The organism is Planococcus citreus (genome assembly GCF_003664125.1).
In the GTDB taxonomy this organism is placed as follows: domain Bacteria; phylum Bacillota; class Bacilli; order Bacillales_A; family Planococcaceae; genus Planococcus; species Planococcus citreus.
Genome location: NZ_RCCP01000001.1, coordinates 1,073,865 through 1,088,791, shown reverse-complemented (window position 1 = coordinate 1,088,791; position 14,927 = coordinate 1,073,865). Strand labels below are relative to the sequence as shown.

The window sequence follows — 14,927 nt, the reverse complement described above, 5'->3', positions numbered from 1 at the left end:
TGGGAGTCCGGGTGTGTTTAGAGGGGGCCGTTTATGGAACAGTGGATTACATCGGTAATGGAAAATTACGGCTATTTCGGGATTTTCCTGCTTATTTTGTTGGAGAATGTCTTTCCGCCGGTGCCTTCTGAAGTAGTTCTGACGGCTGGAGGATTTATGACATCGACGACCAGCCTCACTGTGTGGGGAGTCATCCTGTCAGCCACGGCAGGGTCGGTTGCTGGTGCGGTCATGCTCTATGGGCTCGGGCTTTTGTTGGATGTTGAACGGCTGGAGCAAATTATTGACAAACACGGCAATTGGCTGCGCCTCAAAAAAGCAGACCTTTACAAAGCAGATCGCTGGTTTGACCGCTTCGGCGGGTTTGCCGTATTCATCGGTCGGCTGATTCCGCTTGTCCGCAGCCTCATATCGATTCCAGCAGGCATGTCCAATATGAAATTCGTTTTATTCTTGGCTTTTACGACAGCCGGCACCTTGATCTGGAATACCGTGCTTGTCTATATCGGTCGTGCGGTCGGGGAGAACCGGGAAGAAATCCTGGCACAATTGGGCATTTATTCGAATATCGTCTATGCCTTGCTTATTGTCGGTGCCATCGTCGGGTTGTGGTTGTTTAAGAAAAGGCGCGGCGCAGGACAGTGAATCTTTTACGATAGGAAAGTTAATCAGGAGAAGGGTGGAGGAGTTTCATGAAACCGATTTTATTCATTACCCAGCAATTGCCGGAACAGGCAGTAGCGGATTTGCACGATGTCTACGAAGTGCGCATGTGGCCGGAAGAGGAACGCAATGCGCCGCGTGAAAAATTGCTTGAAGAAGCGAAGGAAGCGAAGGCGCTTTGGACCATGCTCGGCGATGAAATCGACCGCGAGCTATTCGAGTCGGCCACGAACTTGAAAATCGTCGTGAATTTGGCAGTTGGTTATAATAATATCGATCTCGATGCAGCGAGAGAACATAAAGTAATCGTCACGAATACACCAGATGTCTTGACTGAAACAACGGCTGACTTAACATTTGCTTTGATGCTGGCCACGGCCCGCCGCTTGATCGAAGCGGAAAAGACGGTGAGAAACGGCGAATGGCAAGCTTGGACGCCGATGGGATTGACTGGACAGAACGTGCACGGCACCACTGTCGGGATTGTCGGCATGGGACGCATCGGGGAAGCGGTGTGCATGCGTGCGCAAGGCTTCAATATGGAAGTCATCTATCATAACCGGACGCGCAAAAGCCTGGAAGAAGCCCAATATGCGGAACTTGATGATTTATTGAAGCGCTCCGATTTCGTTGTGATCCTTGCGCCGCTTACCGAACAAACGAAAGGCATGATCGGCGAACGTGAGCTTTCCTTGATGAAAGAGACTGCGATTCTTATCAATTGCGGAAGAGGCGGGATTGTCGATGAACAGGCCCTTTATGAAGCATTGAAGAATAAATCCATATGGGGAGCGGGGCTTGATGTGTTTGAACAAGAACCGCTGCCGCTGGACCATCCGCTTCAAACGCTCGATAATTTGACGGTTACGCCACATATCGGAAGCGCAACGGTTCAGACGCGCTATGCGATGATGCAATTGAACAAAGAAGCGCTGCAAGCTTGCGCAAACAGCAAACCCGTCAAGAACCGGGTGTGCTGAAAAAAACAGTCCCGTAAAGCGGGGCTGTTTTTATATGCATTCGGGGATGAAGCTTCAGGGGATGTTGAATTTTTTTGCGCGTTGGGGTAAAATAGGCTAGGTTTTTCCTGTATCAAGGAAATGTGCCAAATCGAAAATCAGGAGGTATGATTCATGCAAAATCATACACATAATGTCTTACTGTACTATCTATACACCCCGATTGAAAATCCCGAAGAGTTCGCTGCCGAGCATTTGGCTGCTTGTAAGGAAATCGGATTGAAAGGCCGCATCCTCGTATCGGACGAAGGGATCAACGGCACATGCTCTGGCACGATCGAGCAAACTGAACAATACATGGAAATGCTGAAGAGCGATTCGCGTTTTGCGGACATCGTCTTTAAAATCGACGAAGCGGATGGCCATGCTTTCAAAAAAATGCACGTCCGTGCAAAAAATGAAATCGTCCACCTTGGACTCGAAGAAGATATCAACCCAAATGAATTGACCGGCAATTATTTGGAGCCGGCAGAATTTTATAAATTGATGCAAGACCAGGATACCGTGGTCATCGATGCACGCAATGACTACGAGTACGACTTGGGCCATTTCCGCGGTGCGGTACGTCCTGATGTTGAAACCTTCCGTGATTTGCCGGAATGGATCCGAGAAAACAAAGAGCAGTTCGAAGGCAAGAAAATCTTGACCTATTGTACAGGCGGCATCCGCTGTGAAAAATTCTCAGGCTGGATGAAACGCGAAGGTTTTGATGACGTCAACCAACTTCACGGAGGCATTGTCACGTACGGCAAGGACCCGGAAGTGCAAGGCAAGCTTTGGGACGGGCAATTGTACGTCTTTGATGAGCGCATCGCCGTGCCGGTCAACCGTGTCGAACACACAATTGTCGGGAAAGACCATTTCACCGGCGAGCCTTGCGAGCGCTACGTCAACTGCGCGAACCCTGAATGCAATGCGAAAATCTTGGCTTCAGAAGAAAACGAGCACAAATACATGCGTTCATGTTCAGACGAATGCCGCGAGCATCCACGCAACCGCTATGCTTTTGAGCATGGTATGACAGGGGAGCAAGTACAACAGCGCCTCGACGCATTGAAAGAAACTGCACAATCATAAGCAACCCAAAAAGCCTGAACGGCATTATCCGTTCAGGCTTTTCTTTATGGATTAATTGTCTAGTTCTTCTGCACAATCGTGGCAAATCAATTCGCCGTCGATATAGACGCCGTCCAAAAATCCGTCACGGCAATAGACATCTTTGCCGCAATTGCTGCAAGGGCCGATGAGTTCACGCATGCTGCAAGGCATTCGCGTGCACGTGCATCGCGTCTTTCAGATAGTCGGATAAACCGTCGCCGTGCTGGTCGATGGTCCGCGAAAAGCGGCTGTCGTTAGCATAAAGATTGGCCAAATTGCGGAACATATTCGGCGTGCATTCATAGAAGCGGTCAAGCAGATGGTAATACGCGGCCATTTCTTTCTGGACTTCCTTTGCATCGACCGGTAAATCCATAAGGCTGGCAACAGCGCTATAGATACGGTTCGCTTCACGATCGATTTCTTCCAGGTTCTCGGCTTCTTTCTGTGGTTTTGCGGTTTCCGGTTCCGAAGCCTCCAGGACAGAAGTCTCTTCCTTGATGTTTTCAAGGTCGTCCTTGACGGATACTTCAATTTCCGGCTTCTGGTACAAGTCGATGCGATCCGGCGTATGACGGAGGGAGAACGCAGAAAAGCGCTGTTCGTTGCTGAGGGGTTCTCCGGATGAAAACTCCTCTTGTGTTGCGCGTGCATTATCGATCAATTGCTCAATGCGGAATTTTTTCTGTTCAAGCAATTCGATATGGCGCGCCATGGCATATTCGGCATCATAGCCATTTTTTATGATTTCCTGGATTTTCTTCAATGAAAATCCGAGTTCTTTAAGGAATAGGATTTGTTGCAGCAATTTCAAGTCGTCGTCGCTGTAATAGCGGTATCGGTTCGATCCTTTATTGCTCGGTTTCATTAAATCAATGCTGTCGTAATGGTGCAGTGTCCGTACGCTGACACCTGCGATTTTTGCCACTTCTTGTACTTTGTACATTTCAATCACCTCTACTCTTGATTAGACTATGACGAATGGTCAGTGTCAACCGTTTCCGGGGAATTTTATTGTAAAGGCGCCCGAATGTGACCGACTTTGCAAAGTTATGGAAGGAAGTTATGAAAGCATGTAGGAGTTTTCCGTTTTGTAGGGAATACAGTAAATAGTGAAAGCGTTTGCATTCATTGCAGAAAGGGGTAATTCGATGAAACTGACGAATTTTGTGAATGGGGAGTTCCAGCAAGAGGCGGGCGCTGATTTTGTGCCAGTTGTCAATCCGGCAACAGGCGAAGAGTTGGCAGCTGTACAGCGGTCAACTGCCGCAGATGTAGAGGAAGCGGTGAAAGCAGCCACAGCGGCACAGAAAAAATGGGCGCTTGTCCCGGCACCGAAACGCGCGGATTATCTATATGAAATCGGGCGCTTGATGAAAGAAAAGAAAGAGCAGCTCGCGTCGGTACTGACAAAAGAAATGGGGAAAGTGATCGAAGAAGGGCGCGGCGAAGTTCAGGAAGGCATCGATATGGCATTTTATATGGCAGGTGAAGGCAGAAGGCTGTTCGGCGAGACAACGCCTTCGGAACTGGCGGATAAATTCGCGATGAGTGTCCGTGCGCCGATCGGTGTCGTCGGGCTCATCACACCGTGGAATTTTCCGGTGGCGATCGCCACGTGGAAATCTTTCCCGGCGATTGTGGCGGGCAATGCATTTATCTGGAAACCGGCAACGGAAACGCCGATGATGGCTTATGAAATGGCCAAAATCTTCAAGGAGGCTGGCTTGCCGGATGGTGTTGCGAACATCGTTTTCGGTTCCGGTTCAGAAGTCGGGACGGCGATGATCGAGCACCGTGATATCCGGGTCATTTCATTTACGGGATCGACGGATACAGGACGTAAAGTGGCGGAACTCGGCGGGCGCCATTTGAAGAAAGTGTCGCTTGAGATGGGCGGAAAAAACGCGGTCATCGTCATGGACGATGCAGATTTGGACCTCGCAGTGGATGGAATTCTCTGGAGCGCGTTCGGCACCGCCGGCCAGCGCTGCACTGCTTGCAGCCGTGTCATCGTCCATCGGGATGTGAAGGAACAGCTGCAGCAGCGCCTGCTCGAAAAGATGGAGAAACTGACAATCGGCGACGGTATGGACGAATCCGTCAAAGTCGGACCGGTCATCAATAAGAAAGCATTGGAGAAAATCCATTCTTATATTGAAATCGGCAAAGAAGAAGGGGCGGAACTCGTCAGGGGCGGCGAAATTTTAACGGGCGGCCATTACGACAAAGGAAACTATTACGCACCGACATTGTTTGCGGGCGTAACGCCAGAAATGCGCATTGCACAGGAAGAAATTTTCGGGCCGGTCATTTCCTTGATTGAAGTTGCAAGTTTCGAGGAAGCGATCGAAGTGAACAACGGCGTCATTTACGGCTTGTCGAGCTCAATTTTCACGGCGGATGTCAACCGGGCATTCAAAGCGCAGCGCGACCTCGATACAGGAATCGTCTACATCAACGCGGGAACGACAGGGGCTGAAATCCATTTGCCGTTCGGCGGCACGAAAGGAACCGGCAATGGCCACCGTGATTCAGGCGTTGCGGCACTCGATGTCTTTACCGAATGGAAAAGCGTCTATGTGGATTTCAGTGGTAAATTGCAGCGTGCACAGATCGACAACGAAGCATAAAGGGGGCGGCGGAGATGAAATTTGCGGTACTCGGAGCAGGGTTGATGGGAAAACAAGCAGCGCGTGATTTACTTCGCAATGAGCAGGTGGAAAAAGTGATTCTGGCGGACCGGACAACGGAAAAAGCGCAAGCGTTCCGCCAGCAACTGGACGATCCGCGGCTTGAAATCGCCAAGATGGATGCAAGCCGTGACAATGAGCTGAAGCAAGTCATCGCACAGGCGGATGTCGTGATCAATGCGTTGTTCTATACCTTCAATGAGAAAGTAGCGAAAATCGCGATCGACTGTGGTGTTCATTCCGTCGACCTTGGCGGGCATATCGGAGGCGCTACAGATAAGGTGCTCGCCATGCACGACCAAGCGTCCAACCAAGGCGTAACCGTCATTCCGGATCTTGGCGTGGCGCCGGGGATGATCAATATTTTAACCGGCTATGGTGCGAGCCAATTGGACAAGGTCGAATCGATCCGCATTTATGTCGGAGGCATTCCGCTCCAGCCGGAACCGCCGCTCGAATACAAACACGTTTTCTCACTTGAAGGCGTTTTCGACCATTACACGGACCCGTCGCACGTCATCCGTGGTGGAGAACTGGAAGAAGTCGAATCGCTATCGGAAATCGAGCCGATCGCGTTCGAAGGGTTCAATGAGTTGGAAGCTTTCCATACATCAGGCGGTACGTCGACCTTGACGAAAACGTTCCACGATGTGGATTCACTGGAGTACAAAACGATCCGTTACCAGGGCCATGCCGACAAGTTCCGTTTGCTCGTCGAATTGGGCTTGACGAATCGCGAAGGAAAAGTGACAGCCGGAGGGCATGAAGTGTCGCTGCGTGAAGTGCTGCTGAAAGTGCTCGAGCCAATTACAGAACTTGGCGACGAGAAAGATGCCGTGCTTTTGCGCGTGACGGTTTCCGGTGTGAAAGAGCAAGAGGAATGCACTTACCGATATGAAATGGTGACCATTCGCGATGAATCGACTGGCGTCACGGCGATGGCGCAGGCCACTGCCTACAGCATTTCTGTTGTGGCGCAGATGATCGCGGATGGGCGTATCCAAAAACGAGGCGTCTATCCACCGGAGCAGATTGTGCCGGGTGCTGAATACATCGCGGAAATGAAGAAGCGCGGGGTAACTATTGAAGAAACGGTGCAACGGGCAACGCATCATAACTAGCAAGGAGGAAAACGGCATGGATTTTGAATACAGCGAAGAACAAGAGATGCTGCGCAAAGCCGTCCGGAAGTTTGTCGATGAAGAAATCATGCCCTATATAAAAGACTGGGACACAGAGGGGCATTTTCCCGAATCGATTTGGCAGCGCCTGGCCGATCTCGGTTTGATGGGGGTGTGCATTCCGGAAGCGTACGGCGGCAGCGGCATGGATTATAATTCACTGGCCATCGTCTGCGAAGAACTTGAACGCGGCGACACCACGTTCCGCACGGCCGTTTCTGTCCATACAGGCTTGAACTCACTATCGCTTCTACAATGGGGCACAGAAGAGCAAAAGCAGAAATTTTTGGTCCCTCAGGCGAAAGGTGAAAAAATCGGCGCGTTCGGCCTGACAGAACCAGGAGCCGGATCAGACGTGGCGGCGCTTTCAACGACCGCCAAACGCGACGGAGACGACTATGTGCTGAACGGACAGAAAACATGGATTTCTCTGTGTGACCAAGCAGACCATTTCCTCGTTTTCGCCTATGTTGATAAAGAGAAATCGCATAAAGGAATCAGCGCTTTTATCGTGGAACGTGACCGTGAAGGCTTTTCTTCCAAGGCGATCAAAGGGAAATACGGCATACGTGCCGGCAATACAGGCGAATTATTCATGGAAGATGTACGCATCCCGGCAGGCAACCGGCTCGGGGAAGAAGGAGAAGGCTTCAAGATTGCGATGGCTTCACTCGACAATGGCCGTTTCACGGTCGCTGCCGGCGCATGTGGCTTAATGATGGCCTGTTTGGAAGCAAGCTTGGATTATTGCAAGACGCGCACGACCTTCGGCAAGCCGATCGGCGAGCATCAGCTGGTGCAGCAAATGCTCGCCAATATGGAAGCGGGCTACCAGATGAGCCGCTTGCTCGTCTACCGTGCCGGCGAATTGAAGAACAGCGGCAAGCGCAATACACGCGAAACTTCGCTCGCCAAATGGCAGGCTTGCAATTTCGCCAATAAAGCGGCAGACGACGCGGTGCAAATCCACGGCGCTTACGGCTATTCGGATGATTATCCGGTCGCCCGTTACTTGCGCAATTCCAAAGCACCGGTCATTTACGAAGGCACGCGGGAAATCCATACAATCATGCAGGCGGATTATGTGCTCGGAAAGCGGGAAGACAAAGAATTGAACCGCATGCTGCCTGCTTGGCCATTCGAGTAAAGCCGGCTGCCTCACCTAGAAGATTGCCTTCTTTTCAAAATAACTAAAAAAGAACGGGCATAGCGCCCGCTCCTTAAGCTGCCGAGTAGCATCCGGCAGTTTTTTTTACGTAAAAATATCTTCTTCAGTCGGCACTAGCAAATTGAGTTTCCCCGGTTGGACGCGGATCGATGCCGGCGTCTTCATGTAGATCTCGCCGTCTGTATCGATATCCATTGGTGTACTGGTGCGAATGTCGATTTCGCGGCCCTGCAGATGAATGATGTGTTCTAGGTCTTCTGCGGTGAGATTTGGTTTGGATAGTGAAAACCATTCCCGTATAGCGGCGAATGACGAACTTTGGATGATGAAAATATCCAACAGCCCATCGGCGGGGTCGATGCTTTGCATTGGAAATAAATGCGTGCCAATGGATTTGCCGTTCATGGCCAAAACCAAAACGGCTTGTTCTTCGTATTCCTGTCCATCAATCGATATCGCTACATCAAATGGCTCCGCTTGCCTCATCGTCTGCATCGCGCTCATGAAATAGCTGAGCTTGCCATAGCGTTCCTTCAAATCGGGATCGATATTGAAAGAAGCGTCTGTGATCAAGCCGATGCCTGCGAAATTCAGGAACGTGCCTTCATTAAGGGTAGCGGTATCGACTTGTTGAAGCTTGCCTTTGCTCAAGCTTTTCGCTGCCTCGTCAAGGTACAACGGAATGTTCATCGTACGCGCAAAATCGTTGCATGTCCCGCTAGGCAAGATTCCGAGGGGCGGTGGGTTGTCGATTGAACTGAGTGCGTGTGCGGCCAGGTGGACAGTGCCGTCGCCGCCTGCGACAAATAATGCGTCGGCGCGCTCGGCTGCAGAACGGCAGACCGATTCCAGTTCTTCCGGGGAATCGGTCTTGATCAGTTCCAGTGTTTTCGAAGATGCGGCTAGTTGCGGCACGGCCAATCCCATGACCGCATCTAACGTGGACGCACCTGCCTCGGCATTATACAATAATACGGAATGCGTGAATCCGGCCATGCGTAAGTCCTCCATTCTTCATCGTTATTCAACCATTCCACTTATGGAGGGCCAGTAAACGCATCAGCGGAATTCCGTAAAAAGGAGTGCTCATATGACGAAAAAATTATATTACGACGATCCATATTTAAAGGAAATAATAGTTCACGTGGCCGAATCGGCAATAGATGAAAGTGGCCAGTATGCAGTACTCGACCAGACTTGCTTTTATCCAGAAGGGGGCGGGCAGCCGGCAGACCACGGAATGATTGGGGCAGCCACAGTGCAAGATGTGCAAAATCAGGACGGAGAAATCCGCCATTACCTGGATCGGCAGCTGGAGCCCGGCGAATACCAAGCGAAGCTAAATTGGCAAAGAAGATGGGACCATATGCAGCAGCATGCCGGCCAGCATCTTTTGAGCGCTTTACTGGAAGACCATTATGGTTACCGGACCACCAGCTTCCATCTCGGGCAGGAGCGGGTGTCGATCGATTTGCATAAAGCATCCATCGACCGGGAAACATTGCAGCAAGTGGAACTTGAAGCTAACCGAATTATCCAAAGCCATTTGCCAATCCGCACGCGTTTCGTACATGAAAGTCAGCTTGAGCAATTGAACCTTCGGAAGCCCCCCGCTGTCACGGGAGACATCCGCCTGGTGGAAATAGATAGCATCGATTTGAATGCGTGCGGCGGTACGCATCCGGACAATACCGCGGGAATCGGGCTGTTGAAAATTCTCGGGACAGAAAAAGCCAAAGGCGGCACGCGGCTCTATTTTCTATGTGGAGAGCGAGCGCTCGAACATTTCGGTAAATTGAGCGACACGAGAGATGCATTAATTGGGAAACTGAATGCCCCGCTCGCTGAACTGGTACAAGCGGCAGATGCTTTATTATCAGAGAAAATTGCAGCCGACAAGGAAATCGTGGAGTTGAAAAAACAACTGCTGCTTTCAGAGGCAAAAGCGTTAACGCCGGAAGGGGGCGTCGCGATCCGGAACTTCGGCGACCGGCCCGTCAAGGAATTGCAGCAGCTGGCGCGTTTGGCTACTGAAGAATACCCGTCCGTCTGCCTGTTATTTGCAGCACAAGAAGAAGGCAGCATCCGATTGGTATGCGCCCGCGGCAATGAAGCTTCCGCCGATATGAGAGAGACTTTGAAACGCTTGCTTCAAGAAACAGATGGCAAGGGAGGCGGAACCGCTGCACTTGCGCAAGGCGGCGGCCATACAGAAGAACCGTTCGAACGCTTCCAGGAAATTTTCAACGAAATTCATGCAAACGGCTGAACGCAAGCTGTAACCTTTTGGAGATGTAAAGGGTCTAATGGGTAAATGGCACGGGAAAGGTCGTGGTGTTCGTGAAATGGAGCAGAGCATGGTGGATAGCAGCGATTCTTTTGGTGTTTTCAGGTATAGCTTTTGTTATGCTGACGGAGAATGTAGCCATCAGCGGATCCTCCACAGCCCTTTCAGAATCCGGCTGGCGGGCCAATTTTTCGGCGCCGCTCGATGCGGATGCGATTGAAAAAGGCGCTGTTTACCTGACGGACGCAGGTGGCCAAAAGCTCGATCTCGATATGCAACTGGCGAATGGCGGACGGACGCTTGAAATTCCGGACATCGCTAGCGGAGACTATACGCTTCATGTTACCAAATCGGCCCTAACGAGCAGTTTCTTAAAAAGCCTTTCGGCAAATCAGATTGAGTTCACGATACAAGATGAAGTCCAGAATCTGGCTGGCGAAGAGGAACTGCGTACGTATTTTACGCGATTGTTGAATCTCCAAAAAGACAATCCCTTTTATCGCGGCTTCGGAGAAGGGGTAGATAACGCTGAGGAAAGCGCGTCAGGCGAGTCTGGCGGAATGGGAGGGGGCGACCATTCGTCGACAAATAACCAGGTTGAAGGCATCGATGAAGGGGATATAGTGCAAACGGACGGCGATTATTTATATTCCATCAGTGAGTCGAGTGTGATGATTTCCGATATTAGGGATCCCGAAAACATGGAGCTTGCAGCAGTCTTGAAGTTGGACGGAGAAACGTATCCGGAGGAATTGTTTTTATTCGGCGATACGCTTATTGTCATATCAAGCCGCTTTTCGCTCATGGAAACGGAGGGAGATGCGGAAATGGAGAGCTTTATGCCTTATTCGGGCCTCACAGCGGTTTCTCTCTATGACGTAACTTCACCCGAGAACCCGGAGCTGATTCGCGAATTCGGCAATGAAGGCACATTCAATAATGCGCGGCTATCGAACGGCATCTTGCATTACGTCAGCAATGTGTTTCCGAATTACTGGATATTGGAAGAGCAGCCGGATGTCGAACTGCGGCCAAGACTATTCGATTCCGCGCAAGGCGGAGAGCTTGAACCCTTGCCTTATGAAGATTTGACCATCCTGCCAGGAACGATGGAAGGGAGCTATAGCGTCATCACCTCCATCAGCTTAGAAGCCCCAGAGTCCAATGAAATTTCCACAAAAGGCTTTTTGGGAGGCAATGAACAGATGTATATGAACGAACAGCATCTCTATTTGACGGCTTCTGCGTTTGAGACGGCTGAAGGGGAGTTCGAAGATACGGCGCTTTGGGTGCCGCAACAAGCGGATACAGAAATCTTCAAATTCAGCTTGGATGGCATCTCAGTAGAATTTATCGCTTCGGCCCGCGTGCAAGGATCCCTGTTGAACCAGTTTTCGATGGATGAATTCGAAGGACATTTCCGTCTGGCGACAACAGAAGGCGTTGCCTGGGCACCGGCTTCCGAACCGAAAAACCATCTGTTCATTTTGAACGAACAATTGGAACAAGTCGGTTCAGTGGAAAACTTGGCACCGAGCGAACGCATCTACTCGGTCCGCTTTATCGGCAGCAAAGCCTATATGGTGACTTTCCGTGAGACCGATCCACTGTTTGCGATCGACGTTTCAGATCCTGCCGCTCCAGAAGTGTTGGGGGAATTAAAAATTCCTGGATTTTCTAATTATTTACATCCACTCGACGACCAGCATCTGATCGGGTTTGGCTACGATACAAAAATCGAGCCAGTCAAAGGGGGCGGCGAGCCTCGCATCGTGACAGGCGGGATGAAAATCTCGCTGTTCGATGTCAGCGACATGGGCGACCCCAAGGAAACCGATACAGAAATCATCGGCGGGCCTGGAACTTATTCTGCCCTGCAATACGATCACAAAGCTTTATTCCGTCATGAAGCACAAAGCTTGTTCGGTTTCCCGATATCGATCTATACAGGAGATGGCACAGAGTATATTGAATTTCAGGCAGAAGGAGCTTTGATTTATTCGATTACGCCGGAAGGCATCGAGCTATCGGCCGACTTGACCCAACCTTCTAGCCAGCCCTATGAAGACTGGAATACATCAGTCCAGCGCCTGGCTTATGCAAAAGACGCCTTATATGCAGTGGCGAATACAGAAGTCAGAAGCTATCGCTTGTCTGATTTCGAACCACTCGGCACCTTGCCTCTTCAATAAATATGGTTTCTGTAAGCGGATCTCTTCGAGGAGATCCGCTATTTGTTATTTATAAGATGGAATAAGCTTGGAAATTAGACGTTTGCGCTGACAGAAAACGGGAATAACAGAAATATTCTGACACCAATAAACGGGAGGGAAAAACATGAAGGCAGTAACGTTTCAAGGAACCAAAGACATGCAAGTCAAAGAAGTCAAAGACCCGGAACTCCAAAAACGTGATGACATCATCGTGAAAATAACTTCCACCGCCATTTGCGGGACAGATTTACACATTTATCAAGGGGCATTGCCGACCACCAAGAATACCGTCATCGGCCATGAACCGATGGGAATCGTAGAAGAAGCAGGGCCGGATGTCACCAAAGTGAAGAAAGGCGACCGTATCGTGCTTCCGTTTAATATAAGTTGTGGCCATTGCTTCTATTGCTCAAATGAAATGGAAAGCCAATGCGACAATTCAAACGGCAATCCCCATTTTGATACAGGCGCCTATTTCGGTTTGACAGAACGCTATGGCGATTATTCAGGAGGGCAGGCTGAATATTTGCGCGTGCCTTATGCTAATTTCATGCCACTGGTCATTCCGGAATCCTCAGAACTTGAAGACGAGCAGGTCCTATTCCTGTCAGACGTACTGCCGACAGCCTGGTGGAGTGTCGAGAACGCAGGCGTCAAAGAAGGCGACACGGTCGTCGTTCTTGGTTGTGGGCCAATCGGGCTCATGACCCAAAAGTTCGCCTGGATGAAAGGGGCGGCACGGGTTATTGCGGTAGATGAATTGCCGTATCGGATGGAAAAAGCGAAAAAGATGAATAATGTCGAGATCGTAGACTTCAGCCAGCATGATAACACCGGAGCGCTGATCCATGAAATCACAAAAGGCGGCGCGCGTGTCGTCATCGATTGTGTGGGGATGGACGGCAAGAAATCGACTGCCGAAGCCGTCCAGCAAAAGCTGATGCTGCAAGGCGGGACGCTTAGCGCAATCGATATCGCGAAGGATGCCGTCAGCAAATTCGGTACCATCCAATTGACAGGCGTCTACGGATTGACGTATAACCAATTCCCGCTCGGCAATTTGTTCGAGCGCAACGTAACGATGAAGATGGGGCAAGCGCCGGTCATTCATTTGATGCCGATGCTCCTCGATAAAATCGAAAAAGGCGAGTTCGACCCGCGCGAGATCATTTCCCACATCGTGCCGCTCGAACAAGCGAGTGAAGCTTACCGGATTTTCAACGACCATGAAGACGAGTGTACCAAAGTCATTTTGAAGCCATAAAATATGCCGATGAAACGCTCCGGTAACCGGAGCGTTTTAATTTTGCCTTGCCTGCGGTATGATGGTACAGAAGAAAAAGGGGGGAGACCAGATGGCCGAAATATCGGAAGTCAGAAGAGAACTTGCGCTGGATTGTTTTCTATTGGCTGGAAAAGTCATGATGGAAAGCGGCGCGGAGACCTACCGGGTGGAAGATACGATGATCCGGATGGCGGTTTCGCAAAATATGATGGATTCCCATTGCTTTGTGACTCCAGCGGGCATCATGTTTTCCCCGAGTAATGATTTGCCGACGCGTTTTGTGCGCATCCATGGGCGCCGTACCGACCTTGAACGGGTGGCGCGCGTCAATGCGGTATCGAGACGCCTCGTTGCAGGCCAACTGACTTTGCAGCAGGCGTATGAAGAAATGACGGAAATCGAAAAAAACCATTATTTGTTCCCTTTGTGGCTGCAAGTACTCGCAGCTGCAGTTGCCAGTGCCTGTTTCCTAATTTTGATGGGCGGCGGCTGGGCGGACATTCCGTTCGCTTTTCTCATCGGGGGAATCGGCTTTTATATTGTGGAAATGGTACTCGTGAAAACGAGGGTCAAGTTTTTCGCGGAATTCATTGGAGCGGTCGCCATCGGTACTTTAGCAGTACTCGTTGTATACAGCGGATTCGGGAACGATCCTGATACGATCATCATCGGTTCGGTCATGCCGCTTGTGCCTGGCTTGCTGATCACCAACGCAGTACGTGACATGATGGCTGGTCATTTTGTATCAGGGCTATCGATGGGCGCGGAAGCTTTTCTGACAGCATTCGCTATCGGGGCCGGCATCGCCATCGTATTGTCATTTTAAGGAGGAGATCGAATGAACTGGCCTTTGGAGGCATTTCTAAGTTTTTTGGCAGCCGGTGCATTCGGCATCATTTTCAACATCCCCAAAAAGACACTGATCAGTTGTGGCCTTGTCGGGATGAGCGGCTGGCTTTTTTACAGGAGTTATTTCCTGATGTTCGATGACCCGATTCAAGCAACCTTCGCCGGTGCCTTTATTGTTGCCATCGTTGCACACATCTTGGCGAAAATCTTTAAAATGCCGATGATCATTTTCAGTGTCGCCGGCATCATACCGCTCGTTCCCGGAAGCCGGGCATACAATGCGATGCGCAATATCGTGGAGAATGATTACATGGAAGCGGTCGATTTCGCTGTGCAAGCACTGATGATTTCAGGCGCCATTGCCATGGGGCTGGTGTTCGCGGAAGTGCTCATGCAATTGTATTTCAAGTATCAAGCACGGCGCACTCAGAAAAAAATGGGCTTTACACAAGAATAATCAATAACGAACAG

General features: G+C 50.4%; 14 protein-coding genes and 1 pseudogene. 12 read left to right on the top strand and 3 right to left on the bottom strand.

Features of this window, described 5'->3' with window-relative positions; translation table 11 throughout:
• Positions 1–33: 33 nt before the first annotated feature.
• From DFR62_RS05335 to trhO, 3 genes are all read left to right on the top strand, one after another.
• Positions 34–645 carry a DedA family protein gene (locus DFR62_RS05335; RefSeq protein ID WP_121298528.1) on the top strand — a complete coding sequence of 204 codons (612 nt, stop codon included), beginning with the start codon at positions 34–36 and terminating at the stop codon, positions 643–645.
• A 47-nt stretch (positions 646–692) separates the two neighbouring features.
• Entirely contained in the window at positions 693–1,643 is a 951-nt protein-coding gene (locus DFR62_RS05330; protein WP_121298526.1) for a 2-hydroxyacid dehydrogenase, read from the top strand.
• A 153-nt stretch (positions 1,644–1,796) separates the two neighbouring features.
• Positions 1,797–2,759, top strand: a complete 963-nt coding sequence (trhO, locus tag DFR62_RS05325) for an oxygen-dependent tRNA uridine(34) hydroxylase TrhO (protein ID WP_121298524.1) — start codon at positions 1,797–1,799, stop codon at positions 2,757–2,759.
• Between the two features lie 51 nt (positions 2,760–2,810).
• Here the strand turns inward: trhO and DFR62_RS17575 are convergent, their stop codons facing one another.
• A complete protein-coding gene (locus tag DFR62_RS17575) occupies positions 2,811–2,939 on the bottom strand; it encodes a hypothetical protein (RefSeq protein ID WP_277751604.1) in 129 nt (42 codons plus the stop codon).
• A complete protein-coding gene (locus tag DFR62_RS05320) occupies positions 2,932–3,726 on the bottom strand; it encodes a MerR family transcriptional regulator (protein ID WP_121298522.1) in 795 nt (264 codons plus the stop codon). Before DFR62_RS05320 ends, DFR62_RS17575 begins: the two co-directional genes overlap by 8 nt.
• Before the next feature lie 205 nt (positions 3,727–3,931).
• On the opposite strand from DFR62_RS05320, the gene DFR62_RS05315 reads away from it, so the two are divergent.
• The 3 genes from DFR62_RS05315 to DFR62_RS05305 are packed head-to-tail and all read left to right on the top strand — an operon-like array spanning position 3,932 to position 7,801.
• Entirely contained in the window at positions 3,932–5,413 is a 1,482-nt protein-coding gene (locus DFR62_RS05315) for an aldehyde dehydrogenase family protein (protein ID WP_121298520.1), read from the top strand.
• A gap of 14 nt (positions 5,414–5,427) precedes the next feature.
• Positions 5,428–6,594, top strand: coding sequence for a saccharopine dehydrogenase family protein (locus DFR62_RS05310; RefSeq protein ID WP_121298517.1), 1,167 nt, complete (start codon positions 5,428–5,430; stop codon positions 6,592–6,594).
• Positions 6,595–6,610: 16 nt separating this feature from the next.
• Entirely contained in the window at positions 6,611–7,801 is a 1,191-nt protein-coding gene (locus DFR62_RS05305) for an acyl-CoA dehydrogenase family protein (RefSeq protein ID WP_121298515.1), read from the top strand.
• A 105-nt stretch (positions 7,802–7,906) separates the two neighbouring features.
• On the opposite strand, the gene DFR62_RS05300 is transcribed toward DFR62_RS05305, so the two are convergent.
• Positions 7,907–8,818 (bottom strand): diacylglycerol/lipid kinase family protein, encoded by a 912-nt coding sequence (locus DFR62_RS05300; protein ID WP_121298513.1) that lies wholly within the window; start codon positions 8,816–8,818, stop codon positions 7,907–7,909.
• A gap of 85 nt (positions 8,819–8,903) precedes the next feature.
• Between DFR62_RS05300 and DFR62_RS17570 the strand changes: the two are divergent.
• From DFR62_RS17570 to DFR62_RS05275, 6 genes and pseudogenes are all read left to right on the top strand, one after another.
• Positions 8,904–9,119, top strand: a pseudogene (locus DFR62_RS17570) (alanine--tRNA ligase-related protein); the annotation flags it as partial.
• 69 nt (positions 9,120–9,188) lie between these two features.
• On the top strand, positions 9,189–10,091 hold the full coding sequence (locus tag DFR62_RS05295; protein WP_277751605.1) for a DHHA1 domain-containing protein: 903 nt from the start codon (positions 9,189–9,191) through the stop codon (positions 10,089–10,091).
• A 71-nt stretch (positions 10,092–10,162) separates the two neighbouring features.
• On the top strand, positions 10,163–12,301 hold the full coding sequence (locus DFR62_RS05290) for a beta-propeller domain-containing protein (RefSeq protein WP_241663120.1): 2,139 nt from the start codon (positions 10,163–10,165) through the stop codon (positions 12,299–12,301).
• Between the two features lie 145 nt (positions 12,302–12,446).
• Positions 12,447–13,586: a zinc-dependent alcohol dehydrogenase gene (locus tag DFR62_RS05285; protein ID WP_121298507.1), complete on the top strand. Its 1,140-nt coding sequence runs from the start codon at positions 12,447–12,449 to the stop codon at positions 13,584–13,586.
• Positions 13,587–13,677: 91 nt separating this feature from the next.
• Positions 13,678–14,433 carry a threonine/serine exporter family protein gene (locus DFR62_RS05280; RefSeq protein ID WP_121298505.1) on the top strand — a complete coding sequence of 252 codons (756 nt, stop codon included), beginning with the start codon at positions 13,678–13,680 and terminating at the stop codon, positions 14,431–14,433.
• A 12-nt stretch (positions 14,434–14,445) separates the two neighbouring features.
• Positions 14,446–14,913 carry a threonine/serine exporter family protein gene (locus DFR62_RS05275; RefSeq protein WP_121298503.1) on the top strand — a complete coding sequence of 156 codons (468 nt, stop codon included), beginning with the start codon at positions 14,446–14,448 and terminating at the stop codon, positions 14,911–14,913.
• The last annotated feature ends 14 nt before the right edge of the window (positions 14,914–14,927 follow it).

Bases quoted from the DNA above. Each gene is read 5' to 3' on its own strand.
- DFR62_RS05335 (WP_121298528.1), top strand. From the start codon at position 34: ATGGAACAGTGGATTACATCGGTAATGGAAAATTACGGCTATTTCGGG.
- DFR62_RS05295 (WP_277751605.1), top strand. From the start codon at position 9,189: ATGCAGCAGCATGCCGGCCAGCATCTTTTGAGCGCTTTACTGGAAGAC.
- DFR62_RS05280 (WP_121298505.1), top strand. From the start codon at position 13,678: ATGGCCGAAATATCGGAAGTCAGAAGAGAACTTGCGCTGGATTGTTTT.
- DFR62_RS05285 (WP_121298507.1), top strand. From the start codon at position 12,447: ATGAAGGCAGTAACGTTTCAAGGAACCAAAGACATGCAAGTCAAAGAA.
- DFR62_RS05330 (WP_121298526.1), top strand. From the start codon at position 693: ATGAAACCGATTTTATTCATTACCCAGCAATTGCCGGAACAGGCAGTA.
- DFR62_RS05300 (WP_121298513.1), bottom strand. From the start codon at position 8,818: ATGGCCGGATTCACGCATTCCGTATTATTGTATAATGCCGAGGCAGGT.
- DFR62_RS05315 (WP_121298520.1), top strand. From the start codon at position 3,932: ATGAAACTGACGAATTTTGTGAATGGGGAGTTCCAGCAAGAGGCGGGC.
- DFR62_RS05310 (WP_121298517.1), top strand. From the start codon at position 5,428: ATGAAATTTGCGGTACTCGGAGCAGGGTTGATGGGAAAACAAGCAGCG.
- trhO (WP_121298524.1), top strand. From the start codon at position 1,797: ATGCAAAATCATACACATAATGTCTTACTGTACTATCTATACACCCCG.
- DFR62_RS05320 (WP_121298522.1), bottom strand. From the start codon at position 3,726: ATGTACAAAGTACAAGAAGTGGCAAAAATCGCAGGTGTCAGCGTACGG.
- DFR62_RS05275 (WP_121298503.1), top strand. From the start codon at position 14,446: ATGAACTGGCCTTTGGAGGCATTTCTAAGTTTTTTGGCAGCCGGTGCA.
- DFR62_RS17575 (WP_277751604.1), bottom strand. From the start codon at position 2,939: ATGCGTGAACTCATCGGCCCTTGCAGCAATTGCGGCAAAGATGTCTAT.
- DFR62_RS05305 (WP_121298515.1), top strand. From the start codon at position 6,611: ATGGATTTTGAATACAGCGAAGAACAAGAGATGCTGCGCAAAGCCGTC.